Origin of the sequence: Sphingobium sp. JAI105, assembly GCF_015752145.1 — a bacterium.
GTDB classification, from domain to species: Bacteria; Pseudomonadota; Alphaproteobacteria; order Sphingomonadales; family Sphingomonadaceae; genus Sphingobium; species Sphingobium xenophagum.
In genome coordinates, this window is the sequence record NZ_JADOUC010000001.1 from 122,213 (window position 1) to 124,708 (window position 2,496).

At 64.5% G+C, this 2,496-nt stretch carries 2 protein-coding genes; both read left to right on the forward strand.

Features of this window, described 5'->3' with window-relative positions; translation table 11 throughout:
* Positions 1 to 8: 8 nt before the first annotated feature.
* A complete protein-coding gene (locus tag IWY39_RS00645) occupies positions 9 to 542 on the forward strand; it encodes a hypothetical protein (protein ID WP_107123564.1) in 534 nt (177 codons plus the stop codon).
* Positions 543 to 561: 19 nt separating this feature from the next.
* Entirely contained in the window at positions 562 to 1,914 is a 1,353-nt protein-coding gene (locus IWY39_RS00650; RefSeq protein ID WP_107123563.1) for an SPOR domain-containing protein, read from the forward strand.
* Positions 1,915 to 2,496: the final 582 nt, after the last annotated feature.

Genomic DNA, 2,496 nt, shown 5'->3' on the forward strand with positions numbered 1-2,496 from the left:
GACGCATCATGGGTGAACCCAAACCTCTCGCATCGCTCACCTCCGGTCTGCTCGCCCGCAAGGGCGCGGCCCAGCCTGCCATGCGTCGACCGATGCTCGGCTTTGGCCGCTCGGCCGGCGCTGCCCTTCAGCAGGATGATCTGGGCTGGAATGACATGGGGTTCGACGTCGAACCAGCGCCGTTGCCGACGGATGAGCCGCCGGTTGCGATCGGCCTGACGCCGATGCCTACAGCGCTCCCCGTTTCAGCCCCGGTCCCGCCCGTCGTCATCGAGCGCGAGGAGCTGGTCGAACGTTTGGCGGGCAAGCCTGCGCCGCGCAAAGCGGCGGCCGATGCAAGCGCGAAAGCCAAGGCCAGCCGCAAGGCGGCCTTCACGTTGCGGATCGACGCGGATCGTCATCTCAAACTGCGGCTCGCCTGCGCCATCACTGGCCGCTCGGCACAGCAGATCATTACCGAATCTCTCGACAATTTTCTCAACGACCTGCCGGAAATTGACCGGCTGACACAGCAGTTGCCGCACATGCGCGGCAACCAGTGAAAGAAGGGTGGGTAGGACTATGAAGCGCAACACATTTGCAAAGGCGGCGATTTCATCGCTGCTGGTCGCCACGACGATGGTTGGCTGCACCGGGGCGGCCTTCCGTCCTTCTGCATCGGCTGTCCAGCAAAAGGGCAATCCGGCAAAGCTCGCCATCGCCGCCGAAAAGGCACTGGCCGATCGCAACGGTGACAAGGCGATCGCGGCGGCAGAGGCCGCGGTGCAGCTCGCGCCGCAAAACGCCGCCTATCGGCAGATTTTGGGCCGCGCCTATGTGCTGGCCGGACGTTTCGCATCCGCCGAAGCCGCGCTGACCGACGCGATGACGCTGGGTGACAACGATGCGCGCACGATCGTCAGCCTGGCGCTGGTGCAGGTCGCGCAGGGTCGCGCCGATAGCGCGCGCAGCCTGTTGCTGGCCCATGCCGATACGGTGCCTGCGGGCGATTATGGTCTGGCGATGGCCATGGCCGGCGATGCACCCGAAGGCGTGCGTGTCCTGTCCGAAGCCATTCACGACCCGTCCGCCACTGCCCGGACCCGCCAGAATCTGGCCTATGCCTATGCGCTGGCTGGCCGCTGGAAGGATGCCCGCATGATCGTGGGCATGGACCTTGATCCATTGGCCGCGAACAAGCGAATTTCCGACTGGGCGCAGATTGCCGAACCCTCGCTCGCGCCGCAGCGCGTCGCCGCGCTGATGGGCGTCACGATTGATGCCGCCGATGCCGGCCAGCCAGTCGCTCTCGCGCTCGCGCCAGCTGGTCCAGCGCCAGTCGAAATGGCCGCTGCGCCGTCCGATGTTGCGCCACCCTTGGCAGAGCAACCGGAAGCGCCGGTGCAGACCGCCATGGTCGAGGCCGCTCCACCTGTCGTCGAAGCCGCGCCGGTCGTCCAGCCCGCGCCTGTGCGCGTCGCGGCCCGCGACTTCATCATCGAAGATCATCGGGCCAAGCCAGTGGGCGCAAAGGCTCGTGCCAAGGCGCAGAATGCCGTCGCATCCGCGACGCAGCCAGCCGCGCGGATGCAGCAGGTCGCCTTCATCAAGCCGGTCAGTGCTGGCGCCAGCAATTGGGTCGTCCAGTTGGGCGCCTATGACACGGCGGCGATCGCCAAGGAAAAATGGATGAACATGGCTGGCCGCAGCAGCGCGCTGGCCGCTTTCCCGGTCCTCACCAGCCAGGCGACGGTCAAGGGCAAGTCCTTCCACCGCCTCGCCATCAGCGGCTTTGGCAGCCGGGCCGACGCGGTAACCGCCTGCCGCACCATTCAGTCGCAGCACGGCCAGTGTTTCGTGCGTGAAGGCGCGCCGGGCGCGACGCCGCAGCGCTGGGCCATCGCGACCAAGGGCCGCCAATTCGCTTCGCGCTAAACTTCCTCTCCCATAGCGCAACCTTGAAGCGCGCGAGGCCATGGCTTCGCGCGCTTTTTCTTGCGGGTTTGCGACCGACCCCGATTGACTGACAGGCTGACGGGAAGAGACTGGATCAGCCCGGTGGGCCGCAAAACGGTCAACGCGCAGCGTCGCTGAGTAGCGTTGCGGCGACCTGTTATCAGCTTGCGATAAGTTGCAAGGTTTGACAGACTAGTTAGGTTGATTCGAAGATAACTATACCGCGCAAATCAGCGGTCAGATTTATACGAAAAAGTCGGAAATAAGCGGGTCGCGTCGCTCACGTTCTAGTCATCCCGGTTCAAAGTGCCGGTGTGACATGAACGGTCGTCCGCGTTGCCGGTTCCGCTGTTCGACGGTCCGACCGGTTCAACGGAGGGAATGTTCGACCCTCTTGTCCCAAAGCAGGACAACAGACGATTCTGTCAGTCTGGATGCCGTTTTGGGGGGGCTATGGAGCACGACGTAAAAGCACTTCGCAAGCTGGGCGAATTGCTAGCCCGCGGGCGGCGCTCTTTGGATCGATTGCCCGGTGATTGGCGTATGCGTTGCCGCACAGCC